This is a genomic window from Mesorhizobium sp. B2-7-1, from assembly GCF_006440735.1.
In the GTDB taxonomy this organism is placed as follows: domain Bacteria; phylum Pseudomonadota; class Alphaproteobacteria; order Rhizobiales; family Rhizobiaceae; genus Mesorhizobium.
In genome coordinates, this window is sequence record NZ_VFUA01000014.1 from 60,323 (window position 1) to 77,554 (window position 17,232).

18 protein-coding genes are annotated in these 17,232 nt (G+C 61.5%); 14 read left to right on the plus strand and 4 right to left on the minus strand.

The genetic code is table 11. The features are described from left to right. The first annotated feature begins 156 nt into the window (after positions 1-156). Positions 157-1,128, plus strand: coding sequence for an amino acid ABC transporter permease (locus tag FJ471_RS08375; protein WP_140802737.1), 972 nt, complete (start codon positions 157-159; stop codon positions 1,126-1,128). Further along, complete coding sequence (locus FJ471_RS08380) at positions 1,125-1,889, plus strand: amino acid ABC transporter ATP-binding protein (protein WP_140802704.1); 765 nt, start codon at positions 1,125-1,127, stop codon at positions 1,887-1,889. Before FJ471_RS08375 ends, FJ471_RS08380 begins: the two co-directional genes overlap by 4 nt. Before the next feature lie 247 nt (positions 1,890-2,136). Here the strand turns inward: FJ471_RS08380 and FJ471_RS08385 are convergent, their stop codons facing one another. Beyond that, entirely contained in the window at positions 2,137-3,753 is a 1,617-nt protein-coding gene (locus tag FJ471_RS08385; protein ID WP_140802705.1) for an FAD-dependent oxidoreductase, read from the minus strand. 165 nt (positions 3,754-3,918) lie between these two features. Beyond that, positions 3,919-4,284: a DoxX family membrane protein gene (locus tag FJ471_RS08390; RefSeq protein ID WP_181179246.1), complete on the minus strand. Its 366-nt coding sequence runs from the start codon at positions 4,282-4,284 to the stop codon at positions 3,919-3,921. A 330-nt stretch (positions 4,285-4,614) separates the two neighbouring features. Here FJ471_RS08390 and FJ471_RS08395 point away from each other — a divergent pair, with 330 nt between their 5' ends. After that, positions 4,615-5,052: a VOC family protein gene (locus FJ471_RS08395; RefSeq protein WP_140802707.1), complete on the plus strand. Its 438-nt coding sequence runs from the start codon at positions 4,615-4,617 to the stop codon at positions 5,050-5,052. 164 nt (positions 5,053-5,216) lie between these two features. After that, positions 5,217-5,612 (plus strand): RidA family protein, encoded by a 396-nt coding sequence (locus FJ471_RS08400; protein WP_140802708.1) that lies wholly within the window; start codon positions 5,217-5,219, stop codon positions 5,610-5,612. 232 nt (positions 5,613-5,844) lie between these two features. On the opposite strand, the gene FJ471_RS08405 is transcribed toward FJ471_RS08400, so the two are convergent. Together FJ471_RS08405 and FJ471_RS08410 are read right to left on the minus strand one after the other, a co-directional pair. Next, positions 5,845-7,116, minus strand: a complete 1,272-nt coding sequence (locus FJ471_RS08405) for an FAD-binding oxidoreductase (RefSeq protein ID WP_140802709.1) — start codon at positions 7,114-7,116, stop codon at positions 5,845-5,847. A gap of 115 nt (positions 7,117-7,231) precedes the next feature. Then, positions 7,232-7,588 (minus strand): RidA family protein, encoded by a 357-nt coding sequence (locus FJ471_RS08410; protein ID WP_246684651.1) that lies wholly within the window; start codon positions 7,586-7,588, stop codon positions 7,232-7,234. Between the two features lie 284 nt (positions 7,589-7,872). On the opposite strand from FJ471_RS08410, the gene hutC reads away from it, so the two are divergent. The 10 genes from hutC (at position 7,873) to FJ471_RS08460 (ending at position 17,149) form a co-directional block, all read left to right on the plus strand. Then, positions 7,873-8,652, plus strand: coding sequence for a histidine utilization repressor (gene hutC / locus FJ471_RS08415; RefSeq protein WP_140802710.1), 780 nt, complete (start codon positions 7,873-7,875; stop codon positions 8,650-8,652). Next, a complete protein-coding gene (locus tag FJ471_RS08420) occupies positions 8,649-9,971 on the plus strand; it encodes a UbiD family decarboxylase (RefSeq protein ID WP_140802711.1) in 1,323 nt (440 codons plus the stop codon). The genes hutC and FJ471_RS08420 overlap by 4 nt, the downstream gene beginning before the upstream one ends. Continuing rightward, the gene (locus tag FJ471_RS08425; protein ID WP_140802712.1) at positions 9,968-10,621 is read left to right on the plus strand and encodes a UbiX family flavin prenyltransferase; all 654 of its coding nucleotides are present in this window, start codon (positions 9,968-9,970) and stop codon (positions 10,619-10,621) included. The genes FJ471_RS08420 and FJ471_RS08425 overlap by 4 nt, the downstream gene beginning before the upstream one ends. Before the next feature lie 19 nt (positions 10,622-10,640). Continuing rightward, complete coding sequence (locus FJ471_RS08430) at positions 10,641-11,399, plus strand: aspartate/glutamate racemase family protein (RefSeq protein ID WP_140802713.1); 759 nt, start codon at positions 10,641-10,643, stop codon at positions 11,397-11,399. A gap of 11 nt (positions 11,400-11,410) precedes the next feature. Then, on the plus strand, positions 11,411-12,517 hold the full coding sequence (locus FJ471_RS08435) for an FAD-dependent oxidoreductase (RefSeq protein ID WP_140802714.1): 1,107 nt from the start codon (positions 11,411-11,413) through the stop codon (positions 12,515-12,517). Further along, on the plus strand, positions 12,501-12,803 hold the full coding sequence (locus FJ471_RS08440) for a (2Fe-2S)-binding protein (RefSeq protein ID WP_140802715.1): 303 nt from the start codon (positions 12,501-12,503) through the stop codon (positions 12,801-12,803). Before FJ471_RS08435 ends, FJ471_RS08440 begins: the two co-directional genes overlap by 17 nt. Continuing rightward, positions 12,800-14,197 (plus strand): FAD/NAD(P)-binding oxidoreductase, encoded by a 1,398-nt coding sequence (locus FJ471_RS08445; protein ID WP_140802716.1) that lies wholly within the window; start codon positions 12,800-12,802, stop codon positions 14,195-14,197. Before FJ471_RS08440 ends, FJ471_RS08445 begins: the two co-directional genes overlap by 4 nt. A 1-nt stretch (position 14,198) precedes the next feature. After that, positions 14,199-14,729 carry a TIGR02444 family protein gene (locus tag FJ471_RS08450; RefSeq protein WP_181179249.1) on the plus strand — a complete coding sequence of 177 codons (531 nt, stop codon included), beginning with the start codon at positions 14,199-14,201 and terminating at the stop codon, positions 14,727-14,729. A gap of 111 nt (positions 14,730-14,840) precedes the next feature. After that, positions 14,841-15,329, plus strand: coding sequence for an amidase family protein (locus FJ471_RS08455; RefSeq protein ID WP_140802718.1), 489 nt, complete (start codon positions 14,841-14,843; stop codon positions 15,327-15,329). A gap of 557 nt (positions 15,330-15,886) precedes the next feature. Beyond that, a complete protein-coding gene (locus FJ471_RS08460; protein WP_140802719.1) occupies positions 15,887-17,149 on the plus strand; it encodes a CapA family protein in 1,263 nt (420 codons plus the stop codon). Positions 17,150-17,232 lie beyond the last annotated feature (83 nt).

Here is a 17,232-nt window from a genome sequence, read left to right on the forward strand (position 1 = left end):
CCATCATTGCCTTGGCTCCGCAGCTTTCCGGCTCCGATCGCCCAATCGGGAATCGAAGCCGGAAAGAACCGGCCGGGCCAACCGTCTGGACTTCGATGAAGACAGCGCCGACTCTTGTTGCAAGACGAAGGCGCATGGGAGGTAACGTTGGAAGCCATGCAAGCGCGAAAATTCGACAGTCTCGTGCCTGAAACACCGCTCGACCAAGCGGAAGCAAAGCGGCTGCAACGCAATCTTGCGTCTGACCACAATTTGACGGTTGTTCCTGTCCGCAAGCCCGGCAGGTGGATCGCCGGGGCCATAATGGCAGCAGTGGCGATATGGCTGACGTATGGAATAGTCACCAATCCCAACTTTGAATGGGACGTCGTCCTCGCGAACCTGTTTGAGCCGGTTGTCCTGCAAGGACTCGGGTTGACGCTTTGGCTGACCGTTGCCGCAATGGGCATTGGAATTGTGCTGAGCGTCATTCTCGCGGTCATGCGGATTTCCGAGAACCCTTTTCTCAGCATCCCGGCCGGACTTTACCTTTGGTTCTTCCGCGGAACACCGATCCTCGTGCAGCTCATTTTCTGGTACAATCTCGCATTTCTGATACCCGAAATTGTCATCGGAATACCCTTCGGTCCGACCTTCTTCAGAGGTTCGGCCAACGATCTGATTACACCCTATTCCGCCGCCCTGCTCGGCCTCGGCCTCAACGAGGGCGCGTATATGGCGGAGATCGTCCGCGCCGGCATCATGTCGGTGGATCAAGGGCAACAGGAAGCTGCTCGGGCGCTGGGAATGCGGCCGGGACAGATTCTGAGGCGGATCGTTCTCCCGCAGGCAGTACGCGTCATCGTACCGCCGACCGGCAATGAGACGATCGGGATGCTGAAGATGACATCGCTGGTCAGCGTCATCGCGCTATCCGACCTCCTCTATTCGGTCCAGACGATCTCGTCCCGTACCTTCCAGACCATTCCGCTGCTGCTCGTCGCCTGCGTTTGGTATCTGGCCATAACCTCTGTGATGACGGCGATACAGGGACGGATAGAGAAGCGGTTTGCCCGGGGAAACCGCACGGTGACGACATCCTGGTCGAGAAGAATGTTCGGCGGCTCAGTCACAAGGAATCCGAAATGACAATGCCCATGGTCTCCGCCGTTCAGGTGGGCAAGAGCTTTGGCGCGCTCCAGGTCCTCAAGGGAATTGATTTCGATGTCGAACTCGGAGAGGTCGTGTGCCTGATCGGCCCTTCCGGTTCAGGCAAGTCGACTTTGCTCAGGTGTATCAATCATCTGGAGAAGATCGATTCCGGCGCGCTCTATGTCGATGGCGACCTGGTGGGATACCGCCGCAGGAGCGATCGACTTCACGAACTCAAGGAAAGCGAAATCTCCGTCAGGCGATCCAACATCGGCATGGTCTTCCAGCGCTTCAATCTGTTTGCCCATATGACAGCGCTGCAGAACGTGATCGAGGCCCCCATCCTGGTTCAAAAGCGCCCACGCAAGGAGGTTGTCGCCGAGGCGATCGCGCTTCTCGAACGGGTCGGGCTGGGCAACAGGCTCGATGCATATCCCGATCAGCTTTCCGGAGGGCAGCAGCAGCGGGTGGCGATCGCCCGCGCCTTGGCGATGAAGCCCAAGCTCATGCTTTTCGACGAGCCGACGAGCGCGCTTGATCCCGAGCTCGTCGGTGAGGTGCTCGACGTGATGCGTTCGCTCGCCGCCGATGGCATGACGATGATCGTTGTCACCCACGAGATGCGCTTTGCCGAAGAGGTGGCAGACAAGGTCGTATTCATGGACGGCGGGATGGTCGTTGAAGAAGGCCCGCCGAAGCTGATTTTCGGCGACCCCCGCCAGGAGCGGACACGTGCATTTCTTTCGCGCATCATCTGAACAGGCGCATGCCGGCCAAAACGGACGCCTGCCACCCGCGGCGATGGCATTGTCGAAGCGGCGTAGCCGTTCCCGAACTTTCATCCCTTGAGGATGGGGCGTCGCCATCATGAGTCAGTGCGAGCCGCCGAGAATCGTCGCGCTGGCCGGCGTGCCTTTCAGCACTCGGCAGCGCCGGGTTGCTTTCGTTTGACGGGCAGTCGCGCGGTCGTCGACCTGCCGCCCTTTCAGGCACCTTTCGAACGGCTCAGTCGTTCGCGGAGATGATAGACTTCGCGCAGATGAAGCCCCACGTCATGTTGGGTCCAAGCGTGGTGCCGGCTCCAACCGCCCACGTCCCGAACGGATTAGCCATCGCCGCGCCCGCGCAATAGAGACCTTCCACCAAGCTTCCATCCGGTCTGAGCACGCGGCCGCCCGCGTCGGTTCGAGGTCCGCCCTTGGTCGAGACGATAGTTCGGTTGAATGGAATTGCGAGGAAGGGAGCCTTTTGGATGGGTAACAGGCGGCTTCTCTCGGGACCTGCCTTCGCCGGAGCCGCTACCGTATTCTCGCGATGAAATTGTTCGTCCACGCCTGAAGCACAGGACGCGTTGAAGCGCTCGATCGCCCGCGCGAGTTCATCAGCCGGCAGTGCGGTCGCTTCGGCTAGCACCGCGATTGTTTGCCCCTGCCTGATCCAACCCGGATTGCGCGCTGCAAAGTACCTTACGATGGGCGAGTTTTCGAGGAACGCCTGATCGCTGACCAGCCATGCCGGCAGATGTGCCGGCTGCCCCGTGGAGGGATCGCGTTCATCTATGACTTCGCCCAGGTTGAAACGGTATTCGCTGACGAAACGCCGGCCATGGCGGTTGACGACAATCGCGTTGGGTTCCTGATGAAAGAAGGAGCTGATGCCGAATGGACGACGTGAGGCGGTCAGTGGCAGGCCTCCGGTGATGTTCGCCTGATCCATGTGAGCGAGTTCGGCGCCAGCCTCGACAGCGATGCGATGAGAGTCGCCATCATTTCTCGACGGGCTTCCCAGGAAATCGCAATGTCCGGGAAAATGCTTTTCCCGCCATTCAGCGTCCCATTCAAATCCACCGGTGGCCAGGACCACTCCCTTGCGGGCCAGGATATTCCGTTTCCGGCCACCTGCCTCGACCACCAGCCCTCTCACCCGCCCCTCCTCGACGATCGGGGCGATCGCGCGGGTTTCGAGTGCGATCCGGCAGCCATGATCAAGGCAACCTTTGAGCAACCCTGTGACGAGAGCGGTTCCCATTCCCCTGGCCCCCGTCAGCCAGCGCCAGAGCAGTTGCGGCCACGTTTTGAAAGCGGCTTCGAGCGGATGGTGGAATGGGTCGAGTTCAAGCATCTCCTGGAAGGTGAATACATGCGGCAGGGTGGGGGGCTGCAGGAGCCGGGCATATGGCCCGGCCAACTTCCTTCGCAGTATCCCGGGCGAAAGCATCCGCCCCATATGCAAAGCCCCCGCCTGTTCGAGATAAGGATCGGCCTCCGTGAGTAGCGAGAAGCGCAGGGGTGTCTCTTTTTCGAGAAAAGCTAGCATGTTCGGAGCGTCATTCACGAAGCTCCGCCAGAGTGCGTCTTCGGTCTCCTTCCAGCCGTCGGGAGCTACAGCCCGGATGTAGGTCAGGGCACGCTCCCTGTCGTCCGACAGACCCGCGGCGGCGGCACGGTGGTTCGCCGGAACCCATATGGCGGCTCCGGAAATCGCCGTCGTCCCGCCGACGAGACCGGCACGTTCGACAATGAGGGTGGATAGCCCCGAGGCGGAAGCATGAAGCGCCGCGGCAAGGCCGGCCGAGCCGGATCCCGCGATAAGGACGTCGCACGCTTCGTCAGCCGCAACCATCGGCCTGCCTCCTTACATTCTGCCGCACGAGGTCGGCGGATTACCGCGCCAGCGGACGACGCCTGCAGCCGGATGATCTCGGACCATACCGGCCCCGGATCATCCGGACCTCATCGAAGAGATAGGGCATGACGCCTGAACACGCTTCGGACCCTGAGGTCATGCTTAGACCGCGTCTGCCGCTATAAGCAGCAGCGCCGCCGCGAGTGAGAAATTGACCAGGATCATGTAGAAATGTCGGTCGCGTTCCGTCCCGTTATACATGAACATGTTGTGATATAGCGGGGTCGCCACCACGAGGAAGGCGATCAGCACAAACACCGCCGGCAATATCCAGTATCCGGCGATCAGCGCCAGGCCTGACAACGCCTGAGCCGCGAACCCGGCAGCCATGATCGGCGCCGGCAAAAGCCAGCCATAGCTGGTCTTCACTGCAGTGATCCGCTGCTTGAAATGTAGAAAGTGCCGAGCGCCGGCAATCAGGAAAAAGCCGCCAATGATTACCCGGCCAATCACCTCAAGAGTCGACACTTGCCCCTCCGTGCAAAACAATATTTTTTATACTACATTAATATATCCCTTTAATCAAGCTTGGGGCCTGCTTTGCCGTTGGAGGATGCCTCACCGCCACTTTCCGAGATCTCAGCCCTATGCGGCGAACGCTAAGACCCTCCTCTTGCGCTGCCGATGGTGGAACTCAAAGCCTTGTAAACACTGGAGATCGTCGACAGCTTGATGCCCCAGCAAGGGGGTCGAGTCCGCAGCACTCATCAAAAATATTATTACCGATAATTTTTAATATGGAAATTGGCCGCGTGTGCGTATAGCAATGTGCTGAGCCGATCAATTGCGGAGGATAGGATGAAGTTCAACCACAGCATGGTGCGGGTGCGCGATCTGGATGCCGCTCTGGACTTTTACGTGCACAAGCTCGGGCTTGTCGAAGTGAAGCGCATGGAGAACGAAAAAGGCCGCTACACGCTGGTCTTCCTTTGCGCTCCGAACGACATCGAGGCTCTCGGGGACAACGCGCCTCAGATCGAGCTCACTTACAATTGGGATATCGAGGACTATGGATCGGCCCGGAATTTTGGACATTTGGGCCTCGAAGTGGACGACATCTATGCGGTCTGCGAGCGGCTGGTGAGGGGCGGCGTTACGCTGAACCGGCCACCCCGAGATGGTCGCATGGCGTTTGTCCGGTCGCCCGACCTCATTTCAATCGAGCTGATGCAGAAAGGTGCGCCGCTGGCGCCGGCGGAGCCTTGGGTCACAATGCCTAATTTCGGCGCCTGGTGAACCGACCACGCGAAGTCAACAGGCGCAACCCAGCTGGGCCGATCTGACTTTGGGCGCCCTGTCGGGTCGCACCAAAGCTGCGTTCTCCCTCTTCTGTGATGCGCAGGGAACGATGGGCCTTCCTACCCATCGGCAGCATCACTCAATCAGAGATTGGAATTTTCATGCGCAATAGAATCTTTTCCGGAGCCCCGTCCGAAGCCATCGCCGGTTACGCAAAAGCCGTCATCGATGGCAGCACCATCTACGTTTCAGGCACGACCGGACGCGATCCCGTCACGAACGAGTTTCCCGAGGACCCAGCCCAGCAGGCACGAAATGCCCTGTCGTCGATCAACGATACTCTTCGCCAGGCGGGATCGAGCCTGGCCGATGCCATCGTTAGCCGCGTCTTCGTTACAGACGCCGAGGCGGCATCGTCCGTCATACCGGTTCTTGGTGAGGTCTTTGGCGACATCAGACCGACAAGCACCTTTCTCATCTGCCAGATTCCTGCTCCAGGCGCGCGAGTCGAGATCGAGATCACCGCATCCAGATCCGGCTCTGTAGTCCCGGGCTGACGGACAATCCCGGAAGCGGATCGCTCCGCTTCCGCGCTGCATGGCTTACCCCTCCTCTGGTCTGTCCGGCCGAGCTGTTGGGTTGGCAATCGTCATATGAAGCGGCCAAGGCGCCTGCTCATCAGATCGAGACCAAGATCCGGCTGGGCACGAGCCCGCGACGAGTTCCGGCGAGAGAGACTCCACCGCCCAACACCCTGATCCGCAGTGTTCATCCTGCCTTCGACGAGATCTAGTTTCTTACGAAGCGCATTGGGGACAAGGCCGAGATATCGACGGGCGACTGCCGGTCCGCCGCGAGCTCCGCGAGAACCTTTCCGGCCATCGGACCCGGCCCGAAGCCGTGACCGCTGAACCCTGTTCCGACGAGCATGCCTGGTATCCCTTCGACGGGACCCAGGGCTGGAACGACATCCGGCAATGTGTCGATGATCCCCGCCCAGCAGGTCTCGATCTGCAGATCGGCCAAGGTCTTGAAGAGCCGGGAGAATTCGCGGCTTGCCTGCTCCACGCGAAAGAATTCCGGATGCGGGTTGTCGCGGCTGGGCGGAAAGTCGGCGACCGGCAAATGCACCCGCAATGGAAAAAGCCGCTTGATCGGCGCAAGGTAATCTATGCGAGCCGCATCGGGATTGGACTTTCGCGTGGCCTCATACCGCCGCATATGACGCCAGGAATCGAGCCGCAGGTCATATTCACCTCCCGCGACCGATATCAGATAGGCTCCGTTCAGATCTTGACGGATCCCGGTATGTTGACCCGAGACGCAGGCCGCTATGCGCGGTTCGGGCCTTGCCACCGTCCTTGCGACCGTCGCCCGGATGAACTCCTGCGGCAGATTCAATCCAGTCTTCCTCAAGAGGGCGGCACTCCCGGCCCCTGCGGCGATGATTACCGTGCCCGCGCGGTAAAGCCGACCGCGGACCTGAACACCTGAGATTTTTCCAGCGCTGGTTTCTATACGCGTGACCGACTCACCGAAAGCAAATGCCACTCCAGCTCTGAGCGCCGCATCAAAAAATGCCCGGGTCGCTCGAGCAGGCTCGGCCTTCCCGTCACTAGCCGTGTACATCGCTCCGACCACGCCGCAATCGGTTGCCAGCTGAGGCACCAGCGCGTGGGTTTCCGCTGCCGACAGCATCCGCGTGTCGAGGCCAAACTCTTCAGCCGCGCGCTGTTGCCAGGCACGCCGGGAAACAAGATCCGCCTCGCTGAACGCCAGAGACAGGTTCCCGCCTTGTTGCCACCCTACCCGACACCCCAGTTCCGCTTCGAGTTCTTCCCATATCGACAGCGCGCCGATCATCAGCGAAAGCTCTCGAAAGTCGCGGTTCTGCTGGCGGACAAAGCCGAGGTTGCGGCCGGATTGCGCCGACCCCGGCGCGTCCCGCTCCACAAGCAGGACGCGCATTCCACTCCTGGCGGCATAATATGCCGCGGAGCATCCGACGATACCCCCGCCTACAACGATCACATCCCAGTCGCGTGTGGATGTCGCTTCCATCAGGCCGCCGCATCACTGCGTTCTGTAGAGACATCGTTCGGCCGCAGGGCCACCGAGACCTTGGCGGCCATGCCGCGCGCTAAAGACATCTCATCCATCGATAGTTGCTGACCGCTCACCGCCAAGCTGTGACCATGATTTCCACCGTAAGAGCAGGGTCCGCCAAGCGCGACTCCACGCAGGCGCGAACGGGCTTACCGACATCGGCGACCCATGCCTCCCACACAGTGTTGAGCTCGTTGAAAGTAGCGGCGTCGGCCAGCCAGATCTGCGCACTAACGAGATTCGCTTTGCTCGTTCCCGCTTGGGCGAGGTGATGGTCGACCCTCTGGAGTATCTCTTTTGTCTGCGCGGCGACCGTGCCCCCGCGCGTCTCGACCGCGGTGAGGCCAGCCAGAAAAACGAAGCCACCCGCCTCCACGGCAAGGCTCATGCGATTGTTCTCGCCATGTCGAACGATATCGCTGCTCATTCCCCACCTTCCCGCGCCAATGGCTGCTTCAAATTCATATATTACATCAAAAATTATATGATAGGATAAGTGACTCATAGCCATTGTCAAGCGGTTGGGATTTGCTGTTTGGAGGAAGCGCTATGGGTTCTCGATGATCTCGGATTTCGCAAGTTTTCTGTAAATTTGCCGCCGATTCCAGCCTCGCAGCGATCTCCGCCAACCAAATGATGCTGGACAATCCGCCCAAACTCGTCGTATCAATCCATCCAACATATGATATTACAATGGGGACCGAGAGAGGAATGGCGAACGAACTTCAAAATTCGCAGCCCCTTTACGAGCAGATCAAGTCGGCCATTGAGAAGCGCATACGCGGAGACGAATGGCCTGCCGATTTCCGGGTGCCTTCCGAAGAGTCTCTGGCCGAGGAATTCGGCGCCTCTTCCCTGACGGTACGTCGGGCTCTGCGGGAGCTTCAGTCGGAAGGCATGCTGGTTCGCATCCAGGGTCGCGGCACCTTCGTCGTAGGCCCCCGGATGCAGTGCGCCATATTTGACCTGCCCGACGTCTCCGAGGAAATCGCCCTCAGTGGCGGCGTGCATACCAGCGAGGTGCTGTTTCTCGGCTTCGTGCCTCCCGAAAGTCCGTTCGCCGGCATGCTGCCCCTGCCCTATGACGGACCGGTCTGCCACTCACGCCTGCTCCACAAGGAAGACGGAACGCCGATCCAGATCGAGGACCGCTTCGTCAACCCGGCCGAGGCCCCCGACTACCTGAAGCAGGACTTCACCCGCATCACGCCCCACGCCTATCTCCTGCGGGAAACCGAAGTCACCTTTGTCGACAACACGATCCGGGCCATCCGGGCCGACGAGGAAAGCAGGCGCGCCCTTGAGATCGACGGCAACCAGCCCTGCCTTCTGCTCGATCGCCGCACGTGGCGCGAGGGCGTGCCCGTCACCCGCAGCCGCTTCCTCTATCCGGGCGACCGTTACCGGCTGCGCAGTTCGCATGAAGCCACACCGAACCGCGGCGGCAGCACTCAGCAGCGAAGCGCCGCGGCATCCAGGAGAATCCGATGAGAGACTACGTTGCCCGCTTGCGTGAACGCGGCGACCTGCTTGTTGTAGACAAGGAGATCGACCCGTTCCATGAACTGGCGGCCGTCACCCATGTGGCCCAGAAGCGCTGGGGCAAGCCGATCCTTTTCACCAATGTCAAGGGCACACGCTTTCCCGTCATTACCAACGTCTATGGCTCGCGTGAGCGCCTGGCGGAGGTGATCGGCATCGATTCCACCGATTTCTGTCGCCAGTGGAGCAATCTTGCCAATCTCGGCTCGGCAAGCGTCGGCGAACCCTTCGTCAAGGTCGAGGATCCGGAACTGACCGAATGCAAGCTGTCTGAACTGCCGCTCATCACCTACTCCGATCGCGACGCCGCGCCCTATTTCACCTCGGCCATGTTCATTGCCAAGGATCCCGAGACGGGGGTCGGCAACCTGTCCTATCACCGCTCGATGTATGTGAACGACAGCGAACTGCGCTGCCGCCTGGCACCGCGCCATCACCTCACCATCTATCATGAGAAGGCCGAAAAAATGGGCAAGCCGCTGGAGGCGGCGATGTTGATCGGCGCACCGGCGACATCCTTCCTCACCGCCGCGGCTCCGCTGCCCTATGACGTGGACGAGCTTGAGGTCGCGGCGCGGCTGAAGGGCAGCCCCATCGCCATGCGCAAGTGCAAGCATATCGACCTTGAGGTTCCCGCCGACACCGAAATCGTCATCGAGGGCCGCTTCCTGCCAAACGAACGTCGGCCTGAAGGCCCGTTCGGCGAGTTCATGGGCTACTACGTCCCTGAAGGCCCGAATGCGGTGTTCGAGGTTTTGGGAGTGACGGTGCGGCGCGACGCCATGTTCCACAGCATCCTGTGCGGTTCGGCCGAAGAGGTGCTGACGCTGGAACTGTCGGTGTCCGCCAATATCTTCCAGCGGTTGAGCGCGGCGCTGCCCGGCATTCTCGATGTCACCTGCCAGCCCTTTGTCAATCATGCTGTGATCAAGGTCGACCAGCAGTTCGAGGGCCACGCCCGTCAGGTGATGCTCGCAACCATCGGGGCCGAACCGATCTGGGCCAAGGTGGTCACCGTCGTCGACGAGGACGTGAACATCTACAGCATGGACGACGTGATGTGGGCGACCCTGACCCGTTGCCGCCCCGACAAGGATATGATCATCATTCCCGATACGCCTTCCTTCTATCGCGACGAAGCCAAGGATCATTGGGGGCGCCTGCTTGTCGACGCCACCAAGCCATTTCACCGCAAGGCCGAATTCGAACGCAAGAAGATCCGGCTTGCCGACAAGGTCGATCTCGCGGACTGGTTCGAAAACGCGTGAGCGGATCGGCTTCATCCTGGCAGGGCAGCACGGGCGAGCCACAGCCCCCCCGCATCATCGTTGGCATCAGCGGCGCCTCCGGCGCCGTCTATGGCATCAGGGCACTCGACCAGCTCAGGGCCGCTGGCGTCGAGACCCATCTGATCGTGACGCGGTCGGCGCATCTGACGCTTTCTCAGGAACTGGGCATGCGTCCGGCGGAGATCGCCGAACGGGCAAGCGTCGTCCACAACGTTCAAAACATCGGCGCCTCGATTTCCAGCGGATCCTTTCGGACGCTCGGCATGCTGATCGCGCCCTGCTCCGTCAGGACGATGTCCGAGATCGCCTCCGGCGTCACCTCCAGCCTCATGAGCCGCGCCGCCGACGTGGTGTTGAAGGAACGCCGTAAGCTCGTTCTGATGCTGCGCGAAACTCCGCTGCATCTCGGGCACCTTCGGACCATGACCGCGCTCGCCGAAATGGGCGCGATCCTCATGCCGCCTGTGCCTGCTTTTTACGCCAAGCCGCGATCGCTTGAAGAGATGGTGGACCACAGCGTCGGCCGCGCGCTCGACCTCTTTGGCATCGATAGCGGCAAGGTGGTGCGATGGGAGGGAATGAGCGTCGACCGCGAAGCCTGTCCGAAGCCCGGCGACGACGCCTCCTGACCAAACTGGGCCCTTACCCATGCAGCCTGTCATAAATGTCGAGCAAACCGCTGATTGCCCACGCCGCCACCGCCCGGTCCACGGCGCCCATATTGGCATCATCGTGCTCGACACCGGGTTCGAGCGCCTTCCCGGTGATGTCGCCAATGCCCTGACTTGGCGTTTCCCGGTACAGTATCATGTTGTCACCGGAGTGCGCCCCCAGGATGTGATCGAGGGCGCCCCAGAAAAGGTCTTGCCGGCTTTCTACGACGCGATAGACCGGCTCACCGAATTGGGTGTCGACGGCGTCGCCACCAGTTGCGGCTTCCTGGCGGCGGTGCATCCGCAATTGCGCGCCCACAGCACGGTGCCGGTTGCCTCATCCAGTCTGATGCAGATTCCGCTCGTGCTGCAGACATTGCCGGCGGACAAGACCGTCGGCGTCATCGTTTCGGACCGCAAGGCCATCACCGACAGGCATTTCATAAATATCGGGGCTCCCGTCGGCCTTCCGCTTGGTGAGCTCGCCGTTGACGGGCCGATCCGCGCCAATATGCGCAACAACGTCCCCAGGGTCTCCCACGCGGCACAGGAACGCGACGCCCTCGAGACTGTGGAGCGCATGCTCGCCGAAACGCCGTCGATAGGCGCCCTGGTCAGCGAATGCGCCAATCTTCCTCCCTATTCGCAGGCAATCGAGAAGACCTTTGGCGTGCCTGTCTACGATGTCGTGTCGCTAATCGAGTGGCTTCACGCAGGCTTGAGGCCTCGCGGTTTCCACCCGAAAACCTCCTGAAGTACAGCGCGATGGAGCCGTTTGACCTCATCGTCGTGGGTGGCGGCCTCGTCGGGGCGGCCCTTGCATGGGGCGCGCAGACTGCCGGAGCCAACGTCGTCCTGCTTGATGAAGGCGACCAGGCCCATCGCGCCGCTCGTGGCAATTTCGGCCTTGTCTGGCTGCAGGGAAAGGGCGTCGGCACCCCACCCTATATGCAGTTGTCACTGCACGCGGGGCGCATGTGGCCGGGATTTGCCGCCAGGTTGAGCAACGCCGTTTCCTTCGACATCGGTTGGCGGCAACCGGGCGGGCTGCAATTCTGTTTTAGCGAGGCGGAACTGGACAAGCGCCGCGACGTCATCGCCCGCACACAGGCCGATGGCGGCGACATCGACATCTCCATCCTCGACCGCGCCGACTTGCGGGCTCTGCTGCCCGGTATCGGCGATGAGGTGGTTGGCGCTTCGTTTTCCTCGCTCGATGGCCACGTCAATCCGCTGTATTTGCTACGCGCGCTGCAACAAGGGTTTCAGGACGCCGGCGGCCGCTACCGCCCGGGTTTCCGGGTCGAGCACATCGCCAAGGAAGGGGACGGGTTCAAGGCAGTCAGCCCGACCGGCGGCGTTGCCGGCAGGCGCATCGCCCTGGCTGCTGGTCTGGGCGCGGCCAACCTCGCCAGACATGTGGGGCTTTCAATGCCGGTGAAGCCCGAGCGGGGGCAGATTGTCGTCACCGAGCGAATTAAGCCATTCCTGCCCTTTGCCACCAACTGCATCCGGCAATCGGTCGAGGGCACGGTCCTGCTTGGCAGCAGCCATGAAGACCGAGGTTTCGACGACGAGACAGACGTGCCTACCGCGGCCGCGCTTTGCAGGACTGCTGCCCGTGTCTTTCCCGCGCTGGCCGAGGCCACGGTGGTGCGCAGTTGGGGATCATTGCGCGTCATGACACCTGACGGCCGTCCCATCTACGAGGAATCCGCTCGTTTTCCGGGCGCCTTTGCCGTCACTTGCCACAGCGGCGTTACCCTCGCGAGTGTGCATGCGCTGGAAATCGGCCCGTCACTGGCGAAAGGCCAGTTACCCGAACATGTTTCAAGTTTCACAAGCGGCAGGTTCGATGTTCACCAGGGTTGAACCCGGTTCCGCATCGCTTTCGGGCGGCAACGTCCTCGACTTCGAGGGCTCGCCGGTCCCTTTCCGGTCCGGCGACAGTGTCGCCGCGGCGTTGCTGGCGGCCGGTGTCTCACCCTTGAGAGAAACCCCTGTCGACCAAAGCCCGCGCGCGCCCTATTGCATGATGGGCGTGTGCTTCGAGTGCCTGGTCGAAATCGACGGCAGGCAGAACCAGCAGTCCTGCCTGACGAGGGCCTGCCCGGGGATGATCATCAAGCGCCAGCACGGCGCGAGGACGCTCCGATGAGCAGCCTGCGGGACGCTATCGTGATCGGAGCCGGACCTGCCGGAATGACGGCGGCCGCGACATTGTCCGAAGGCGGCGCCCGCACGCTCGTCATCGACGAACAGCCCGCGCCTGGCGGACAGATCTACCGCGCCGTCGAACGCAATTCTGACAATGCGAGCCTTTCCGCGGTGCTTGGCTCTGACTATGCAGACGGCGCCGCGCTGGTGGCCAGGATGCGCGCCAGCGCGGCGGAATTGCGCTTCAGCACGAGCGCCTGGCGCATCGATGCTGACGGCACGGTCTGGACGAAGGCCGACGGCAAGGTCGAGCGGTTGCAGGCAAGGACCCTCGTCATTGCCTCTGGCGCGATGGAGCGGCCGGTTCCGGTGCCTGGCTGGACACTACCCGGCGTCATGACGGTCGGAGCCTTGCAGATCATGCTCAAGGATGCGGGGCTTCGCCCTTGCGGGCGCCTCGTGCTAGCCGGCTGCGGTCCGCTCTTTTATCTGTTCGCGGCCCAGTGCCTTGAAGCCGGCGTTTCCGACCTCGTGCTTCTCGACACAGCCGAGCGCGCCAATCTTATTCCAGCGCTGCGGCACCTGCCGAAAGCCGTTTTCGGCCACGGTCCGGGTTACCTTCGCAAGGGCTTCAGCCTGATGGCCGCATTGCGCCGGCGCGGCGTGAAAATCCACCGCGGCGTTTCCAACCTCCGCATCGAGGGCGCCGAGCGCGCTGTCGCCGCCAGCTTCCGGGCCGGAACGCACACCATGCGCATCGACCTCGATCTGGTTGCCCTGCACGAGGGCGTGATACCGAGCCAGCAGATAGCCAGATCCATCGGCTGCGCCCATCGATGGAATGAAGAGCAACAGTGCTTCCTCCCGATCCTCGACTCGATGCGGGAAACCTCCATTCTGGGCGTCTTCATCGCCGGCGACGGCGGCGGCATCGTGGGCGCGATGGCAAGCGCCCATACCGGCGCGTTGTGCGCGCTTGCGATCCTCAAGCGTCTCGACAAGATTTCCGATACCGAATTTGCAAGCCGAAAGGCCGTCGCACAGCAGGCCCTTGACGCCCACCTGACGATCAGGCCTTTCCTCGACCGGCTCTATCGTCCGCGCGACGAAATGCTCGTTCCGGCGGACGAGGTGGTCGTATGTCGTTGCGAGGCGATCCGTGCCCGGGCCATTCGCGACGTCGTCCGGCGGGGCTGTCTCGGCCCAAACCAAGTTAAGGCGTTCCTGCGTTGCGGCATGGGTCCTTGCCAGGGCCGTATGTGCGGTCCCACGGTCAGCGCCATCATCGCGCGCGAAACCGGCCAGACTCCCGACGCAACGGGGTATTACCGTGTCCGCCCGCCCCTGAAACCCGTGTCGATCGGTGAACTAGCGAGCCAATACGAGGAGGATTGACTTGAACGAACAGTCCTCCCCCGCGGACGCCGCATGGGCGTTCCTGGTCGATTTCTATGGGCGCGTGGGTGTTTCCGAAGCCTGCCTCGTCCTGCAGGACGAGGCAGGTCTGGACGTGGTGGAGATGCTGATGCTCGTCTATGCCGACATAGCTTTGGGCAAGTCCCTTTCAAACGGTGAGATCGCAGCGATGCGGGCCGGAATGTCAAGCTGGCGTCAAGACGTGGTGCTTCCGCTGCGCGCGCTTCGCCGTACATTGAAGCCGGCACGCGAGGATATTGCAGACAATGCGAAGGAACAGCTGCGCGCCCAGATCAAAAAGGCGGAGCTGACGGCGGAGCGGCTGCAAGTCGATTTCCTCGCACGTTGGCTGGAGAACGCGACCAGCGGCGGCCCAGCACTGGCAGCGACCCTGTCGGGACTAATTCCAGAGCACAGCCACAGCAGCACGGTCGAAAAAGCACTGGCGCAGATTATAGCGCTGGCGCAAGCCGGCCGAGTCGCCCCTACCCAGCGACCAGCCGCTCCCTAGACGTCGTGCTGCGCCTCGAGCATCGCGCGGTGCCAAGCTAGAACTTAGTGCATTCCCCGAGGGCTTTTTGGACATGATTGCGGGCGTGTGATTGCAGGAGGCTGAATTCCAATGACCATTCCGGCCGACCCACTCGATCCCGGTGGCATTCGTAGCTTCAGGCGCCGGCTGCGGGCCGGCGAGACGACGGCGGTTGCCGCGACCGAAGCCTACCTGGCGCGGATCGCCGTCCTCGATCGCCAGTTGCAAACCCATGAACACGTGGCGGCCTCAGCCGCGTTGCAAGCCGCCAAAGCCGTCGACGAAGCACTCGCCCGCGGCGTTGATTTCGGGCCCCTGATGGGTGTTCCCGTCGCGGTCAAGGACATCATCGCCATTGAAGGAATGACGACAACGGCCGGCTCGGATGTCGATGTCTCGGACCTGATCGGCGCCCCGGGCGGTTTCATGCACAGCCTCGCCGCCGCCGGCTGCGTCGTCATCGGAAAGACCAAGGCCGTCCAATTCGCAATGAGCGGCACGGGTGCTGGCTCTTTGGGTCCGGCTGCTCATCAACGACGACATTGCGTGCCCTTCCAAACGCAAAACCGCCCCGGTTAGACCGGGACGGTAATTGATTTATGATAAAATTGGTTGCGGGGACAGGATTTTGCCTTTCTCTCTCTTGGCATCGACTATGCGTTCGTAGAGCCCATGATGCCGGTTCAAATCGTCCGTCCACCGCGCTTCGCTCTCCGGACTCAATCTTGAGATCGAGCTTGATCGCTTCGGTCTGCATGCCGGCGAGCTGCGCCACCCGATCATGCGCCCAGGCATCATTTCAGCGATCGTGGACAGGCTAGGCGCTGCAGCCGTCTCACCTACCCTTTCCTCCGGCTCCTCGTCACCTGCGTCAGCCTGCGGGCTGTCGGCAAGCAGATCGGCAATCGCGTAGTTGGCGATAGGCCTGTGGTGATCAATGATACCCGTTCCGACACTCGCGGGGTGGCTCGAAGATGAGTGGAGAGCGCGGCGATTCAATCCTGATCAGTAGAATTAATACCTGACCATAAAAACCTAATAAATTGACGGATTCTCGAACAGCGAGCATTTCCGCTGATGGCACGGATCGTATTCCGATCGCCAAGCTGAGCCTTATGGAGTTCTAACGTCGAGCCATGCCTTTGCCATTCACCCTCGCCTTGACCGGACAGTCTCTCATTCACCACGATGTGCGGCACATATCGGATAACGGCTTTCGCGCCGTCAGGGACCTGATCCGGAGCGCCGATGTCGCATTTACCAACCTGGAGACAACGATTTTCGGCCGTCACGGCGGATGGCCGCTCAAAGGCTCGTATTTCGGGTGCTCGCAGCCTGTTGTGCTGGATAGCCTGAAGGACTTAGGCTTCGACGCTCTGGCTCTCTCCAACAATCACGCGTTCGACCTGGGACCTTCCGGAGTGCTGTCAACGCTTGAAGAAGTGCGCGAGCGGGGCTTCCTGCACGCAGGAATCGGCGCTGACGCGGCTGCCGCAAGCAAAGCCGGCGTGAAGAAAATCGGCGGGAGGAAGGTCGCGCTCGTGGCTATGGACGCGGGGCCCGGACCAGCCATCATGTATGCGTGCGACTCAGCCGCCGATCGTCCCGCCCGGCCGGGGGTGAACGGGCTCGAAGTGTCCCGGCGGTTCGAAGTGAGCAGTGAAAAGTTCGGACATTTGCGCGCTATCCAGGAAACATTCGCGAGCAACGAAAGAGAGCGCACCGTCTATGCCCAGCCCGACGATCCGCGCGCCCTGACATCGCCCGATGAGATCGACTTCTACGGAACGGTGTTTCGCCGCGCCCCACAGGACTGTCGACGGTTGATCATCGACGAGACCAGCCTGCGTCGACAGCTGGCGACGATCCGGGAAGCCGCGTCGCAAGGGGCGTTTGTCATCGCCTATCTTCATCATCATCACTGGGAGCCGGACTGGAGCGAGGTTCCCGACTGGGTCCAGCTCTTCGCGCGATCGTGTGTTGATGCAGGCGCCAGAGCGTTTGCAAGCCATGGCGCGCCCGTCCTGCAGGCGATCGAAGTCTACCGGGGAGTCCCGATCTTTTACGGATTGGGAAACTTCCTGTTTCACTTGCCGGAGGGTGAGAACGAATGGAGCTCTCCCGACATCTGGCAAAGTGTCGTCGCGACCTGCGGCTTTCATGACGACGAATTGCGCTCCATCGATCTAATGCCGATCGTGCTCGGGGACGAAAGGATGCTTCAGGCCGGCAATTATCACGAACGGATTTTCCCTGTTCCAGCCTCGAGGCCGTTGGCTCGAGCCATGCTCGAAGATCTTTCCCGGCGCTCGCGCAGGCATGGCTTGGAGATCACGCCCGACGGTCGGGTCGTCTTGCCCGAGGACAATCGTCGCGGCGCCGCTGCCAGCGCCGGATAGCGCGTCCACAGACCGGTCACCTCCACTCGCGCGGACCGCCAACGTCGCGGACGGCCTGTGCATACACTCAAAGACGCGCGTCA